Origin of the sequence: Bartonella sp. 1-1C, from assembly GCF_002810325.1 — a bacterium.
In the GTDB taxonomy this organism is placed as follows: Bacteria; Pseudomonadota; Alphaproteobacteria; order Rhizobiales; family Rhizobiaceae; genus Bartonella; species Bartonella rochalimae.
In genome coordinates, this window is sequence record NZ_CP019489.1 from 1,122,185 (window position 1) to 1,136,390 (window position 14,206).

15 protein-coding genes are annotated in these 14,206 nt (G+C 34.8%); 8 read left to right on the top strand and 7 right to left on the bottom strand.

From position 1 onward, the window contains the following. Positions 1–118 precede the first annotated feature (118 nt). The 3 genes from lgt to pgeF all read left to right on the top strand — a co-directional run bounded on the left by lgt (position 119) and on the right by pgeF (position 2,890). Positions 119–976: a prolipoprotein diacylglyceryl transferase gene (gene lgt / locus B11cv2_RS04975; RefSeq protein ID WP_100693584.1), complete on the top strand. Its 858-nt coding sequence runs from the start codon at positions 119–121 to the stop codon at positions 974–976. Continuing rightward, positions 976–2,052: a class I SAM-dependent methyltransferase gene (locus B11cv2_RS04980; RefSeq protein ID WP_100693585.1), complete on the top strand. Its 1,077-nt coding sequence runs from the start codon at positions 976–978 to the stop codon at positions 2,050–2,052. Before lgt ends, B11cv2_RS04980 begins: the two co-directional genes overlap by 1 nt. Before the next feature lie 64 nt (positions 2,053–2,116). After that, complete coding sequence (gene pgeF, locus B11cv2_RS04985; protein WP_100693586.1) at positions 2,117–2,890, top strand: peptidoglycan editing factor PgeF; 774 nt, start codon at positions 2,117–2,119, stop codon at positions 2,888–2,890. A gap of 301 nt (positions 2,891–3,191) precedes the next feature. Here pgeF and B11cv2_RS04990 read toward each other — a convergent pair whose 3' ends face one another. Next, positions 3,192–3,617 (bottom strand): hypothetical protein, encoded by a 426-nt coding sequence (locus B11cv2_RS04990; RefSeq protein ID WP_100693587.1) that lies wholly within the window; start codon positions 3,615–3,617, stop codon positions 3,192–3,194. A gap of 760 nt (positions 3,618–4,377) precedes the next feature. Between B11cv2_RS04990 and B11cv2_RS04995 the strand changes: the two genes are divergently transcribed. After that, a complete protein-coding gene (locus B11cv2_RS04995; RefSeq protein ID WP_100693588.1) occupies positions 4,378–5,310 on the top strand; it encodes a ribose-phosphate pyrophosphokinase in 933 nt (310 codons plus the stop codon). Between the two features lie 425 nt (positions 5,311–5,735). Here B11cv2_RS04995 and B11cv2_RS05000 read toward each other — a convergent pair whose 3' ends face one another. From B11cv2_RS05000 to B11cv2_RS05010, 3 genes are all read right to left on the bottom strand, one after another. Continuing rightward, the gene (locus B11cv2_RS05000) at positions 5,736–5,993 is read right to left on the bottom strand and encodes a hypothetical protein (protein ID WP_100693589.1); all 258 of its coding nucleotides are present in this window, start codon (positions 5,991–5,993) and stop codon (positions 5,736–5,738) included. Between the two features lie 144 nt (positions 5,994–6,137). Continuing rightward, a complete protein-coding gene (locus tag B11cv2_RS05005) occupies positions 6,138–6,377 on the bottom strand; it encodes a hypothetical protein (RefSeq protein ID WP_100693590.1) in 240 nt (79 codons plus the stop codon). Between the two features lie 84 nt (positions 6,378–6,461). Further along, entirely contained in the window at positions 6,462–6,692 is a 231-nt protein-coding gene (locus B11cv2_RS05010) for a hypothetical protein (RefSeq protein ID WP_100693591.1), read from the bottom strand. A gap of 369 nt (positions 6,693–7,061) precedes the next feature. Here B11cv2_RS05010 and B11cv2_RS05015 point away from each other — a divergent pair, with 369 nt between their 5' ends. Beyond that, a complete protein-coding gene (locus B11cv2_RS05015; RefSeq protein ID WP_100693592.1) occupies positions 7,062–7,688 on the top strand; it encodes a 50S ribosomal protein L25/general stress protein Ctc in 627 nt (208 codons plus the stop codon). A 68-nt stretch (positions 7,689–7,756) separates the two neighbouring features. Continuing rightward, the gene (pth, locus tag B11cv2_RS05020; RefSeq protein WP_100693593.1) at positions 7,757–8,350 is read left to right on the top strand and encodes an aminoacyl-tRNA hydrolase; all 594 of its coding nucleotides are present in this window, start codon (positions 7,757–7,759) and stop codon (positions 8,348–8,350) included. A 105-nt stretch (positions 8,351–8,455) separates the two neighbouring features. Here pth and B11cv2_RS05025 read toward each other — a convergent pair whose 3' ends face one another. After that, on the bottom strand, positions 8,456–9,139 hold the full coding sequence (locus tag B11cv2_RS05025) for a L,D-transpeptidase (RefSeq protein ID WP_100693967.1): 684 nt from the start codon (positions 9,137–9,139) through the stop codon (positions 8,456–8,458). Positions 9,140–9,395: 256 nt separating this feature from the next. Between B11cv2_RS05025 and ychF the strand changes: the two genes are divergently transcribed. Next, a complete protein-coding gene (gene ychF, locus B11cv2_RS05030; RefSeq protein ID WP_100693594.1) occupies positions 9,396–10,499 on the top strand; it encodes a redox-regulated ATPase YchF in 1,104 nt (367 codons plus the stop codon). A gap of 135 nt (positions 10,500–10,634) precedes the next feature. Here ychF and B11cv2_RS05035 read toward each other — a convergent pair whose 3' ends face one another. Beyond that, positions 10,635–11,081 carry a PRC-barrel domain-containing protein gene (locus tag B11cv2_RS05035; protein ID WP_100693595.1) on the bottom strand — a complete coding sequence of 149 codons (447 nt, stop codon included), beginning with the start codon at positions 11,079–11,081 and terminating at the stop codon, positions 10,635–10,637. Positions 11,082–12,182: 1,101 nt separating this feature from the next. Here B11cv2_RS05035 and B11cv2_RS05040 point away from each other — a divergent pair. Further along, positions 12,183–12,659: a tRNA (cytidine(34)-2'-O)-methyltransferase gene (locus B11cv2_RS05040; protein WP_035006929.1), complete on the top strand. Its 477-nt coding sequence runs from the start codon at positions 12,183–12,185 to the stop codon at positions 12,657–12,659. A 277-nt stretch (positions 12,660–12,936) separates the two neighbouring features. Here the strand turns inward: B11cv2_RS05040 and B11cv2_RS05045 are convergent, their stop codons facing one another. Then, positions 12,937–14,190: a CCA tRNA nucleotidyltransferase gene (locus B11cv2_RS05045; RefSeq protein ID WP_100693596.1), complete on the bottom strand. Its 1,254-nt coding sequence runs from the start codon at positions 14,188–14,190 to the stop codon at positions 12,937–12,939. Between the last annotated feature and the right edge of the window lie 16 nt (positions 14,191–14,206).

The window sequence follows — 14,206 nt, forward strand, 5'->3', positions numbered from 1 at the left end:
CAGTATTCCTTTACTCCTGCCAATAACAACCACAAACCTCTGACCTAACTTGACCATTTTGTATTCATCTGTCATGGTTTGATAATCATATAACTTCATAAATGTAAAGCTCTTGCTCATGAATGATTTTCCTCTTTGCCAAGCTATTGCTTTCCCTCTCTTTCTTGATCCAGTGATCATTCGTTTAGGGCCAATAGCATTTCATTGGTACGGACTTGGTTATGTTATAGGCATTTTGTTTGCCTGGTGGTATGCACAAAAATTACTTAAAAAAAAGTCCCTGTGGCCTAAAAATAAAGCGCCTATGTCTCTCCAACAAATAAGTGATTTTGTTACGCTAGGAACTATTGGAATTGTGGTTGGTGGCCGCTTAGGACAGGTGCTTGTGTGGGATCCTATTTATTACCTCAATCATCCAATCGATATCCTTGCCATATGGAATGGTGGTATGTCATTTCATGGAGGATTTATAGGTATAATCATTGCTATGATTTGGTTTTCTTATAAAAACAATATCAATGTATGGGGAATGTTTGATACAATCGCCGCAGGTGTCCCCATTGGCATTGGTATTGTACGGATATGCAATTTCATCAATCAAGAATTATGGGGGAATGTGACTACTGTTCCTTGGGCAGTTTGTTTTTATAACGATCCTCAATATCTCCCACGCCATCCTAGCCAACTGTATGAATCATTTATGGAAGGATTTCTTCTCTTTATTATTTTAGCCATTGCCATTTTTTCTTTTAAGGCATTAAAACGTCCTGGAATAATAACTGGAATATTTAATATAAGCTATGGAATAGCACGCAGTATTTCAGAAATTTTCCGTGCTCCTCAAGAGGATCCAGAATGGTTTTCATCTCTCTTTCACTCTACTGGATTGACCTATGGCATGGCTTTATCATTGCCAATGATTCTTTTCGGTTTTTATGCACTTCTTCAAGCTTTTAAATATAAGTTTACAAAATAATGTCTAATCTAAAAGAGAGAATTAAAGAAATTATTATTCTCGATGGACCGATCTCTGTTAGCCAATATATGACATTAGCTCTTACTGATCCTCAATTTGGCTATTATCAAAAACAAAAACCCTTTGGACGCACTGGTGACTTCATCACAGCACCTGAAATAAGTCAATTATTTGGAGAAATGATTGGCATTTGGGCCATTATGAGCTGGCAAGCTCAAGGTTGTCCTAATCCGTTTATCCTAGCTGAAATAGGCCCAGGACGTGGAACTCTTATGGATGATATTTTACGCACTATTCGCAAAATTTGTATAACGGCATTCAACGCTGCTGATATCTTTCTTATTGAAATAAGCCAACGCCTTGCAACAGAACAAAAAAAACGTCTTTTCGCTCACCAAAAAAAAATTTATAGCGTTGAAAGTTTTGAACAAATTCCTTTAAAACCTCTCATTGTCATTGCAAATGAGCTTTTCGATGCACTTCCAATTAATCAATATGTAAAAGTTAATGGAGAATGGAAAGAGCGTCGTATTACACTTAACAAAGAGGGTGGTTTTACATTTACCACTGATATACATAAGTTTCCTTCTACTTTCTTACTACCCCAATGCGCTCAAATGCCTAATGGAACAATTTTAGAATACGGACCCTCACGAAACCAATTGGCACAAAAGATTAGTAGCCGTTTAATGCAAACACAAGGCTCTGCTTTACTTATCGATTATGGTGCATCTGATTTTGCATTTGGAGATACACTTCAAGCCATCTCAAGACATAAATTCTGCGATATTTTTTCTGCTCCTGGTGAACATGATTTAACATCACATGTTGATTTTTTTTCTTTGAAAACAATCGCCGCTCAACAGGGTTGTTTCGTTGAAATTCTAGAACAAAGAGATTTTCTTATCAAAATGGGAGTGCTTGAACGTGCAGAAAAGCTTAGTATCAACAAAAGCACAATAATTAAGAAAAAAATTTACGAAGATATCAAACGATTAACTGATCCAAAACAAATGGGTAAGCTTTTTAAAGTGCTTCATATCAATGATAAAAACATACAAATACCTTATTTTTAATCACAAATAATAACAAATTAACTCGCAAACCATTTCCGTTTCAAATAATCATATAGGAGCTTTTATGGAGCCTATTCTTGCACAAGATCTTTGCAATTTACACCCACATAATATCAAACATGGCTTTTTTACACGCCAAGAAGGTGTATCAAAAAACTTTTATCAAAACCTCAATGTTAAACAAAACCCCAACGATTATCCTGAACATATTATGCAAAATCATATCTTAATCGCTCATTATTTTGATATTGAAGTGCAAAATTTAATTACTGTTAACCAAATACATTCTTGTGAAGTTATCGTTGTTGATCAAGCTTTTATCGGAGAACCTCCAAAAGCTGATGCTCTGGTTACAACCAAAAAAGGATTAGCAATTGGTGTTCTTACAGCAGACTGTGGACCAATTCTTTTTTCTGATCCACACGCCGGTGTTATTGGTGCTGCACATGCTGGTTGGAGGGGAGCCTTGAATGGAATTTTAGAAAAAACAATCTCAGTAATGGAAGAACAAGGAGCCAAACGGCAATCAATAATAGCAGTATTGGGACCATGCATTGGTCCATGTCATTATGAAGTAACAAGTGAATTTTATAACCAATTTATCGAGCACAATAACGAATTCGAAAAATATTTTTCAAAAACAGATAAAGTACACCACTTTAAGTTTAACTTATGGACATTCATTACAAACAAACTCGAGCACGCCGGAATTCATACTTCCTGTATAAAACTTTGTACTTATCAAGATGAAAAGCGTTTTTTCTCCTATCGACGTGCGACACATCGTAACGAGCCTGATGATGGGCGACAAATTTCTGCCATTATGCTCACAAAATAAAGAGAAAAATTGTCTTTTACTGTAAAGGAACACTAAAAAATATAAGAAAAAAGCTCCTATTCAATAAACTGTATAAGCTTCTATTATTTTTACTTTTTCTTTTTATATATTACATACAGACTCTAAAAGCTTTGCAAATAACCTTATATTTTTCCAAAAAACCCTTCGATGTCAAAAGTTATCAATTGTTATTAAATCAAATTTCTTACTGCAGTTATACCTTCTCATTTCAACTGCTCTTAGTAGACAATTTAAACCTCAAAACTGCTGTATAATATTAGTTTCATAATATCTTAATTCATTATAAACACATCTTTTGAAATCGACCATTATTAGAAACCCTAGGACTGATCTTGGTTCTGCTATAAACATTAGCATTACCCCAAATTATGGCATTACCAGCGACAATGTTTTCACCACAAACTCTAACATCGCTAAAAACTCTGGCTTCATCATAAATTAGAGCATTCTCTATAACTTTGGCATTATCATAAACCATAGCATTACCAAAAACTTTAGCATTATCATAAACCATAGCGTTACCAAAAACTTTAGCATTATCACAAACCCAACAATCGTTCTCATGTGATAAATTCTTTTCATCTTCAATAAAACCACCAAGCTCATTTACCTTTACATTTCCAAAATCTTTAAGAGCTCTAATACGATAAAGTTTATGAGAACCAACCACTACTTCTTCATCTGTTAATTCATATTTTTTACACATAAATAATTGGCCTATTTTATATCTAGAAATTTTTTAACAATATATCTTAGAAAAAGGTATTTTCGCAATTTGCCATTTATATTATTTAAAATGTTCTTATTGTAATTACAACATAGCTAATATGAAAATTCACATCGCAAGTGTAAGCTGATAGCCTCTCATAAATTTTTATTGCCTCATCAAGCAATCTCTTTCACAAAAGATTAAGATTTATGCAAAATTTTACGAAGAAGCATAAATATATACTTAGAAAATTAGAAAACCCGGATATCGAAATTGCTTTTGAGCTTTATCCTGATTTCAGAAATAAATGAACAAAAACGAAAATATATTTCATATTAAACAATTGTATTTTTGAGATTTATACTGCTCTATTAAAAAAACAGATATTTTACAAATAACTATATTTCTAGGATCTTCTCAAGAAAGAACAACATAAAAACAATCTGTGATATAAGTTTTATTCATTCACCAAGACGCTTATCGATGTAAAAAAAATGAATAATAAAAATTCTTCAAAAGAGTATTTTTTCTCATAACATTGATTACTTTACAAACAATTTTTTTCTTGTTAGCTATTTTTATCATTTTTAACAAACACTCTACAAACAGTAAGTCTTTCAGATAAATTAATGAACTACATTCATTGTAAAATAATGATAGCTAATTTAGCATTCTTTTATAATTGTTCACTTGCAATCTGATAGTAAAAAGTTAAAACTTGTTTCACATTCAATCATAATTATTCAGAGGTTCTATTATGAAACTTTTTTGCGGCAATTCTAATCCATGTCTTGCTGAAGATGTTGCAAACTATTTAAGTATTCCTCTAGGAAAAGCAACTGTAAAACGCTTTGCTGATCAAGAGATTTTCGTAGAATTGCATGAAAACGTACGTGGAAAAGATGTATTTGTTTTGCAATCTTCATCCTATCCAGCGAATGACCATTTAATGGAATTGCTTATTATGATTGATGCACTTCGTCGTTCTTCAGCACGTCGTATTACAGCTGTTCTACCTTATTTTGGTTATGCTCGCCAAGATCGTAAACCTGGGCCACGTACTCCTATTTCGGCAAAACTTGTTGCTAATCTTATTACTCAAGCAGGTGCTCATCGTGTTTTAACATTAGATCTTCATGCAGGACAAATCCAAGGTTTCTTTGATATTCCAACAGATAATCTTTATGCTGTTCCTGTTATTGCTCGTGATATCAAAATGCATTACTCTCTTGAAAATGTTATTGTTGTTTCACCTGATGTTGGTGGCGTGGTGCGTGCACGCTCCTTAGCTAAACGTTTAAACAGTCTACTTGCTATTGTTGATAAACGCCGAGAACGTCCAGGTGAATCAGAAGTAATGAACATCATTGGTGATGTAACTGGAAAAGATTGTCTCTTACTGGATGATATTGTTGATTCAGGTGGGACCCTATGTAACGCAGCGAATGCCCTTTTACAACATGGCGCACAAAGCGTCACTGCTTATATTACACATGGTGTACTTTCTGGCAACGCTGTAGAACGCATCACCAATTCAGAAATGAAAGAATTAGTGATCACTGATTCAATTATGCCAACCAAAGCAATTAAACAAGCCCATAATATGCGTATCTTGCCAATTGCTGATTTAATCGGAGAAGCTATTGCAAGAACAGCAGCAGAGCAATCCGTTTCAAGTCTATTTGGCTAAATGAGTGCCTTTGGATCCCCTGATGCTATTTCTATATTGAAACCAGAAAAAGCTCTACCACAGGCTTACCACTAAAAGCAGTATGAATAACAATAAGCCTACACTCTTTAAATAAATTAAAAAACGATGTACACAACTTCAAGAATGGATTCCAGAAAGATGTGCAAAAACTACATCTGATGAGCAGAGTTTTAGGGTTACTGCTGCCGCGCAACACACAAAAATACACCTTAACATTATCTTCGAAACTTTTTGATAGATGTAAAATATGCTTCCACTCTTTCTCTTACAGCTTCTTCTTCATTAATAGAAGCCTAAATGAAAGCCAATTTACAACAAAATTATAAAATATTAAGAAGAAACTCTAATACATTATAAATACGATAACATATCAAAAAATCTTGATAAATGATTCCTGTTGAACGTTAACCAGCTTCAGGCTCATCCATCATTTCACGAATGATATGTTCTCTCTGCATTTCGTAATTAATTACCGAAATCTTTGGAGAAGAACTTTTATCTTCTTTTATTAATTTTTGTTTTTTGTGCACAACCGCTTCTAATATTTCACGAATTTTTTGTTCTTTTACGAGCTCTAGTGAACGACGACATGACGTCGTTTTTTTCAGATGAAGCAGTAAAAATAAGCTTTTTGCATTAGTTCTTTCCGTTGGAAACGTCATTATTCGGGCTAGAAGAACATACTGATGTTTGAACAGAACCAACAATAACCGGTAAAGAACACCGTGATAAAGAGAATCCTAAAGTAATAAAGTGACTCAAGAGCTCACAATATTTTTGCCTAACAACGCTCCATTCCTAAGGGATCAGTGGCACATATCAATATCTAAAAGCGTCTTAATTAAAAAATTTGATGCTTCAGCAGCCACGTTTTTTGCAAGCTTAGCTAAACGTCGTGTAGCAATAACATCAGCAAGACCACGTTTATGCCCTTGGCATATTAACTTGATCACAGCAGCACTAAGCGAAATCTTAAGCAAGACATTAGAAACATCCCCTGCTGAAGGGTGAGTAAATAACTGTGCTTCATCAATTACAACTAACATAAAAACCAATAATCACATCCAATATAAAAAAATGCTTCAAGAAAAAGATCAACAGCATGCATCTGTTGTGCAATATCTAAGCCTTCAAGATTGAACACAACCGAAACTCAATATTGGCGAATACGATGAGCAATTTGTATCAATTTTTTCTTTCCGCTGAGATTCAATAATAATACGGCTCAATTTACTCGCCAAAGTCACAAAATAGCCTTCTAGATTAATAATACACTGTTGTGTCGATGAAGAACTCTGTCCAAGAAGACATCGAGTAAGATGTGATTGTTTTGAATCAGAACTACCTTGTACAAAAAACATGCTGTCAATAATTCCTCGAAATCAAGGAGTACTGAAACTGATTTATGCAACATGCTACATTTTGACACTTCACCTAAGATGGTCTTAACCTTCATAAAGCCATTATTCAATTTTTGAAAATTGATATTGATTCTGCATCTGTGGTGCATACTTTAATATTTCCTCTTCTGTAAAAGTAGAAACCAAGGATTTTTCCTTCAACTCTTGCATCTCCAAATGGTTTGAATTATAGAACAAACTTCTGTGTAGACACCCTTGGAGGCAACACAGAATAGGGTAATCGCCGTTTTACAGCGTATATCTTCGCATTCATGCAAAAACCACTACTGGTTTTCATGATTCTCCAATTATATAAAAAGGACTTTAGTTATGAGCAAAAGCTATACTTTTAGAGCCGAAATACGCGAGCGGGTTGGTAAGGGGTCCTCCCGTGAACTTCGTCGTAATGGTCTCATTCCAGCTGTTATTTATGGTGATAAACAGCCTCCTTTAGCAATTTCAGTTCCCTATAAAGATATTTTCTATAAAATTCATGCTGGGGGATTTCGTACTACTGTTGCAACGATTGAAATTGATCAACAAAAAATTCAAGTTTTACCAAAAGATTATCAACTTGATCCTGTCCGCGACTTTCCTATACACGTAGATTTCTTACGCATTTCAGCAAAATCTATCGTTCATGTCCATATTCCTGTACACTTCCTTAATGAAGATATAGCTCCAGGAATTAAACGAGGTGGTGTCTTAAACATTGTGCGCCATGAAATTGAATGTACAGCATTAGCACATGCTATCCCTGAAGCAATTGAAATTGATCTCTCCAGTTATTCCATTGGTGATTCTATTCATATTTCTGCAGTACAATTACCAAAAGGTGTCGTACCAGTTATTCAGGAACGAGATTTTACAATCGCTACCATTGCTGCTCCTGCTAACGTAAATGCGAGCGATAATTCTTCAGAACAAGAGAACAATGAAAACAACGCAAAAACCTAATAACTTTAGTAGATGTAATCTTATCTTTTTAGTACTTTTTGCTTTCTTATACTTTACCGAAGGTGCACATGTTGCTCATTGCTGGTCTTGGCAACCCCGGTTCTCACTATAACAATAATCGCCATAATATTGGTTTTATGGCTATTAATGTTATTCACCAAATCTTTTCGTTTTCTCCATGGTCAAAAAAATTTCAGGCTGAAATCTCAAACGGCTTTATAAATGATGAAAAAATTATTCTTATAAAACCGCAAACCTTTATGAATTTGTCTGGTCAATCAATTGGTGAAGCCTTGCGGTTTTATAAATTAGACTTGAATAATCTTATTGTCATTTACGATGAACTAGATTTACCACCTGGTAAAATAAGAATAAAAATCGGAGGAGGAAGTAATGGACATAACGGTATAAAGTCTATTGATAGTCATTGCGGCACCAACTACTGCCGTCTACGCTTAGGGATTGGACATCCTGGTCCCAAAGAGCTAGTTAACCAGTATGTTTTGGGAAATTTTACAAAATCCGATCAAGAATGGCTAGCCCCTTTACTAGATGCAATCGCAAATAACATGGAACTCTTAATAAAAAGAAACAATAATTGTTTTATGAATAAAATTACATTGGCAATGGAAAAATTTACAATAAAGCATCATCTCTCTTAAATATAGAAGAAATACTTGCACTCTTTGAGAACTTTCTCTGAAAGCAAGTATCAAAGTTAAGTTAAATATGAAACTCAGCTCATAAATCTTATAACTTAATTACGATTAAAAAAGCCCGTTTAATGTATTTTCTCTATCCTGCAATACCACTACACGTGAACCATCAGGAACACGATTATAAAGATCAATAATATCTTGATTGAGTAGACGAATACATCCACTAGAAATAGCACGACCAATTGACCAAGCTTCATGCGAACCATGAATACGAAAAAGGGTATCTTTCCCATTTTTGAAAAGATAAAAGGCTCGTGCACCTAATGGATTCTCAGGACCAGGAGGCATACCCTGCCCTAAATGGCCATAACGTTCTGGTTCACGCTCCATCATTGCCTTAGTAGGGGCCCAACTCGGCCACCGGCGCTTATATTGTATAATTCCAACACCTGTAAATGCCAACCCTTCTTTGCCAACACCAATACCATAACGCAAAGCTTTGCCATTTTCACCAATCAGATAAAGAAAACATGCTTGAGTATCTACAACTAATGTACCAGAAGAATAATCAGTATGATAATTGACTTGTTGACGCCAAAATTTTGGATCAATTGTTGAAAGATTAACTGCAGGTAAAAAATAAGGTTCATTCGTTACAGGCCCATATAAATCACGTATTTCCTGTGGAATATACTGGTCCTGTTGAGAAAAAATAGACATATTTGATTGACGTGTAAGACATCCAGCCAAAGCCAAAGGCGTTGCTATTAAAAAAGTTCGACGAGATAACAATCCCATATTTTCTCCGATTACTTATTTTCGAAAATTTTGCATACTATGAAAAACTTAATGCACTGTTAATATTTATGAGAACAACCATTATTCAATAATGTAATATAAAAAAAAATTATGCAATTATTCAGTCTATTTTTTCATACTATCACAACAACTGTAGACTAGATCTCTTTTCAAAACGTGCTATAGAAACACTAACAAAGCTTTATCTTGACCACAAAAATAAATTACGATCAACAAAGAAAGAGAATCTATGGGCTTTAAATGCGGTATTGTTGGATTACCTAATGTTGGGAAATCAACTCTCTTTAATGCATTAACAAAAACAGCTGCAGCACAAGCTGCCAATTATCCTTTTTGCACGATTGAACCTAATACCGGTGAAGTTGCTGTCCCAGATCTACGGATGAAAAAAGTCGCCTCTATCGCTGGATCAAAAGAAATAATTCCTACACGTATTAGTTTTGTTGATATTGCGGGACTTGTACGCGGAGCTTCAAAAGGTGAAGGTTTAGGAAATAAATTTTTAGCGAATATTCGCGAAGTTGATGCCATTATCCATGTCTTACGATGTTTTCAAGATGAAAATATTACACATGTAGAAGGACGCATTGATCCTATTTCTGATGCTACAACCGTTGAAACAGAACTTATGCTTTCAGATCTTGAAAGTCTTGAACGACGAATCATACAAATTCGCAAACGTGCAACCGGAAAAGATAAAGAAGCGCTCGCTATTCTCCCTATCATGGAAGCTGCATTAAAATTGCTGCAAACAGGACACCCTGTACGGTTAATGCTTAAAGATATTTCTGCCGATGAACGGTGCATTCTTAATGGTTTGAATCTTTTAACATCAAAACCCGTTCTCTATGTTTGCAATGTCAGTGAAAGTGAGGCCGCTCATGGTAACGACTTTACCCAAGCCGTTGAGAAAATGGCAACAACACAGAATGCACAAGCTATTGTTATTGCCGCTTCCATCGAAGCTGAAATTGCCCAACTTACTGATGAAGAAGCGTTAGAATATCTTAAGGCTTTAGGGCTTTCTGAACCCGGGCTTAATAGACTCATTCGCACTGGCTATGATTTACTTAACCTCATTACTTACTTTACTTGTGGCCCTAAAGAAACACGAGCATGGACAATTGTGCGCGGAGTAAAAGCACCGCAAGCTGCTGGTGTTATTCATTCAGATTTTGAACGTGGCTTCATTCGTGCACAAACTATTAGCTACGAAGATTATATTGCTTTTGGTGGAGAAAACGGAGCAAAAGAAGCAGGAAAAGCGCGCGATGAAGGTAAAGAATATATTGTGCAAGATGGTGATATCATATTGTTTAAGCACAATACTTAATACACTCCTTTAAAGTCTTAAATCTTAATCCCCCATAAAATTCGTCTTTGTATCAACTCTTTCTATGTTTTTAAGAAAACTTTCAAATAAAATAGCCGCGTTATAAACGGCTATTTTATTTCTGATAAGACAAAATTAACGATTCCAATAACCTTCATATTTAAATTCTGGAGCGCCTTTTAAGGAATCTTTTGTTGCATTGATAATAAATTTCCATTTACCATAATCGTTTGTTTTCTGAATTGTATCAGGAGAAACAACTATATAACGTTCTCCTATACCAAGAAAACCACCAATACCAATGACAATTCCTTCGACACTATTTTCACGCAAAATAATATCTTTCACTTCACCAATATTTTCATCTTCCATATTGTATACATCAGCACCAATAAGACTTGAAGCAACAAAATCAGTTGCTGAAGGCGTAATATAACGCGCAGCCATATCTGAACCAATCTGTACAATACCTGTTGACGAAATTACCTCTTTTTCAAAAGGTGTTGTCGTTGTAAAAGATTGAGCATACGCACCAGAAGCCATAAAAATTGACACGAAAGCAGTGCAAACAATTTTCTTCATTTTATAATTCTCCGTTTTTACTTTATAAACTCTCAATGCATCATTTTAAAATTTGTTCCCTTTTGCGCTTCTGAGATAGCTTATTCTGTGTCTTTATTTTTCTTTAAACCTTTATCTAGATCAGGCCAAATTCTTCTTTTCATATTATAAACAAGCACTCCAAAAATAACGAAAAATAATACGAGAATCCGTTTTCTTACGAATTTCCATATGGGAAACAGCTGCCCATGTTAAAAATTAAACACATCATGCGCATAACAAATTTCTGTTTTTTCATTCTCATAAGAAACAAGACCATTCTTTAAAGGAAACTCCATAACTAAAATATCACCTGCAATAAAATAAGGACTATATCAATAAACTTTAGCGATTGTTTACCTTTGGAGCCTCCTGATCTTCCTGCTTAAAAAGCAGTAATATAATCAAAATCAGCAATATTATAATTAATCAAACATCAATAATTAAAGCAACGAATAATAAAGAAAAAAGCGCATCCATGTCATCAATGATAAATCTAGGAAACTTAGCACAATTATACATAAATTCAGCTTCTTCAAGATTAGCAAAAAGGGAAGGAAAATAATCTGATATAATACTAGGTCTATTTAAAAGCTTTTCTTCTCGATTAGAACCATCGCCCCCTTCATATTGCTAGCAAAATTTTAATCTTTTCCTGATCATAACCCAGTGCCTTTAAATCGCGGAAAGATACAGACTTTAGCCCGTAGCAACAAGCACATATTGCTTTCAACCCGAGCCACAGATGACGCTTTATCATAAATACCAAACACAAGTGGCCCCAAAAATTCTAATCTTATTTTTGAGGCCCATATAAAGGAAAAAACATATTCTCTCTTATTAACGATATTTTTGGCAATGCTTTGAAAAAAATATGAATTATCTACTTTCGTATCATATACATCTCACTGATTTCAATTTTTCATCTCCTTCTTTTTTGCTCCATAAACATAAAAATGACCTTCAAAAAAACCTTTTCATATATGCTGATTGTATTCTATTGAAGCAATAAATAAAAACTATCTCTTTAAAATCACTATCGCTATAAATAACTTCTTTATAAATCAGTTTACTATACTAAATATGACACTTCACATCGCTCTTTTTCAACCTGATATTGCGGGTAACACAGGAACAATCTTACGCCTTAGCGCGTGTTTTGGTCTGCACGTACACATTATTGAACCTGCAGGCTTTAATCTATCCGATCGCAATCTTAAACGTGCAGGTATGGATTACCTTGAACGTGCTTCCTTAGAACGTCACCTTGACTGGCAGAGTTTTATTGATACCATGCAGCGCTTTAACCGTCGTCTTTTGCTCTTAAGTACAAAAGCACAAACCTATTACACAGAAATATATTATCAGAAAAACGATGTTTTACTTTTTGGCCGTGAATCAGCAGGTGTCCCCGATTATGTTTATAAAGCAGCAGATTATGCATTAACCATTCCCATGCTACCACACGCACGCTCTTTGAATCTTGCAATAAGCGTCGCTATGGTAACAGGAGAGGCACTTCGTCAAATTGGTTATAATGAAATAGGACAAGCCTTATAATAAAACTAAATCTTACAGCCTAGCCAATCTTCATGACAGAAGTTATCTTACCAAATGATACAATTTTTAACAGATGATAGAAATTACATTGAAAAAATAAAAATTGTTAAGTTCAGTTATCCTATTGTTAAAACAACTTTACGAAATGATATTAACAAAAACATATTTTTCACGCTGCAAATAATTACATTACGATAAAATTGCATAATCACACATCAAATAACAAAAAAATCTATAAAAAGAAAATTTCAAAAAACTCCTAACAAAACACAGAATATTACTGCTCAATTTTTTCTAATAGTTTATTACGATCAATCAAAAAGCCGCTTTCGACCCATAATGATTCCAATTCTTTGAGTTTTTTTCCTAAAAACTTCCCTTTTACCAGCCCTCTTTCCAATAAATCCTTGCCACTAATAGGAAAAGTTGGAATTTGCCATTTTCGAGCAAGTTGATAAAGCCTGATATAACATTCTTCTTTTTGGACCGCTTTGCTGTCCTTTAAGGTGTGATCCCGTGCAGCTGCTAAAGACAAAGCTAATTGATCTAAAACTGGTTGCCGACCATAAAAATAAATCAGTCTTTGCATAAGAATATCTGGACAGTCATAGTTAATCAGTTCTAGTTCCGCCCATTCCTTTAACCGTATTTTTTCTTTATTCGATAAATGTAAACGACGTGCCATATCATGAAGACGCATAACATCAGGAGGAATAAGGCTTTCTAGCCGCAAAAACGGATCAACCTCCCAATCAAAAGCTTGCTCTGTTTTAATAAGTGAGTGGATTGCATCGATCCCCCACCTTTCTGTCTCAGGTAAAATGAACGTCAAAATTCCACTTTGACGCATCCATAAAAGAGCACGTGTTGGATCCAAAGCAGTCAGAAGTTTTTTCATTTCTCCCCAAATACGCTCTGGTGAAAGTTTGTGTAAACCATGTTTTAAATGCGTACACGCTTTCAACCCTTCTGCATCAGGACGCCCTATTCCATACCAAGCAAAAAAGCGAAAAAAACGCAAAATACGTAAATAATCTTCACAAATACGCTGCTCTGCAACACCAATAAAACGAACAGTCCGAGTTGCAATATCGTTTAAACCTCCTACTTCATCATAGATCTCACCGGCCGCATTACAATAAAGTGCATTGATAGTAAAATCTCGACGTTCAGCATCTTTTTTCCAATCGCGGCTAAAGACAACTTCCGCATGACGACCATCCGTTTGAATATCGGAGCGAAGTGTTGTTACCTCATAAGAACATGATTCACCAACTACTGTTACTGTACCAAAATTAATCCCTGTAGGAATAGCTTTAAACCCTATTTCTTCTACACGCTTTATAATCTGTTGTGGCAAACAAGTTGTTGCAATATCAATATCACTAATAGGCTGTTTCAAAAGCTGATTCCGTACAGCACCACCAACAACACGTGCTTCCTCACCATCCAATGATAAAACACGAAGAAGTGTTTGAATATTGCTAGACTGCAACCATGCAGCCTGTTTGAAATTATGTGTTACATTCACTCTTTAACCCTTTAAC

What these genes read in the sequence shown, in the direction of transcription:
- lgt (WP_100693584.1), top strand. Translation starts at nt 119, where the DNA reads ATGAATGATTTTCCTCTTTGCCAAGCTATTGCTTTCCCTCTCTTTCTT.
- B11cv2_RS04980 (WP_100693585.1), top strand. Translation starts at nt 976, where the DNA reads ATGTCTAATCTAAAAGAGAGAATTAAAGAAATTATTATTCTCGATGGA.
- pgeF (WP_100693586.1), top strand. Translation starts at nt 2,117, where the DNA reads ATGGAGCCTATTCTTGCACAAGATCTTTGCAATTTACACCCACATAAT.
- B11cv2_RS04990 (WP_100693587.1), bottom strand. Translation starts at nt 3,617, where the DNA reads ATGTGTAAAAAATATGAATTAACAGATGAAGAAGTAGTGGTTGGTTCT.
- B11cv2_RS04995 (WP_100693588.1), top strand. Translation starts at nt 4,378, where the DNA reads ATGAAACTTTTTTGCGGCAATTCTAATCCATGTCTTGCTGAAGATGTT.
- B11cv2_RS05000 (WP_100693589.1), bottom strand. Translation starts at nt 5,993, where the DNA reads ATGACGTTTCCAACGGAAAGAACTAATGCAAAAAGCTTATTTTTACTG.
- B11cv2_RS05005 (WP_100693590.1), bottom strand. Translation starts at nt 6,377, where the DNA reads ATGTTAGTTGTAATTGATGAAGCACAGTTATTTACTCACCCTTCAGCA.
- B11cv2_RS05010 (WP_100693591.1), bottom strand. Translation starts at nt 6,692, where the DNA reads ATGTTTTTTGTACAAGGTAGTTCTGATTCAAAACAATCACATCTTACT.
- B11cv2_RS05015 (WP_100693592.1), top strand. Translation starts at nt 7,062, where the DNA reads ATGAGCAAAAGCTATACTTTTAGAGCCGAAATACGCGAGCGGGTTGGT.
- pth (WP_100693593.1), top strand. Translation starts at nt 7,757, where the DNA reads ATGTTGCTCATTGCTGGTCTTGGCAACCCCGGTTCTCACTATAACAAT.
- ychF (WP_100693594.1), top strand. Translation starts at nt 9,396, where the DNA reads ATGGGCTTTAAATGCGGTATTGTTGGATTACCTAATGTTGGGAAATCA.
- B11cv2_RS05035 (WP_100693595.1), bottom strand. Translation starts at nt 11,081, where the DNA reads ATGAAGAAAATTGTTTGCACTGCTTTCGTGTCAATTTTTATGGCTTCT.
- B11cv2_RS05040 (WP_035006929.1), top strand. Translation starts at nt 12,183, where the DNA reads ATGACACTTCACATCGCTCTTTTTCAACCTGATATTGCGGGTAACACA.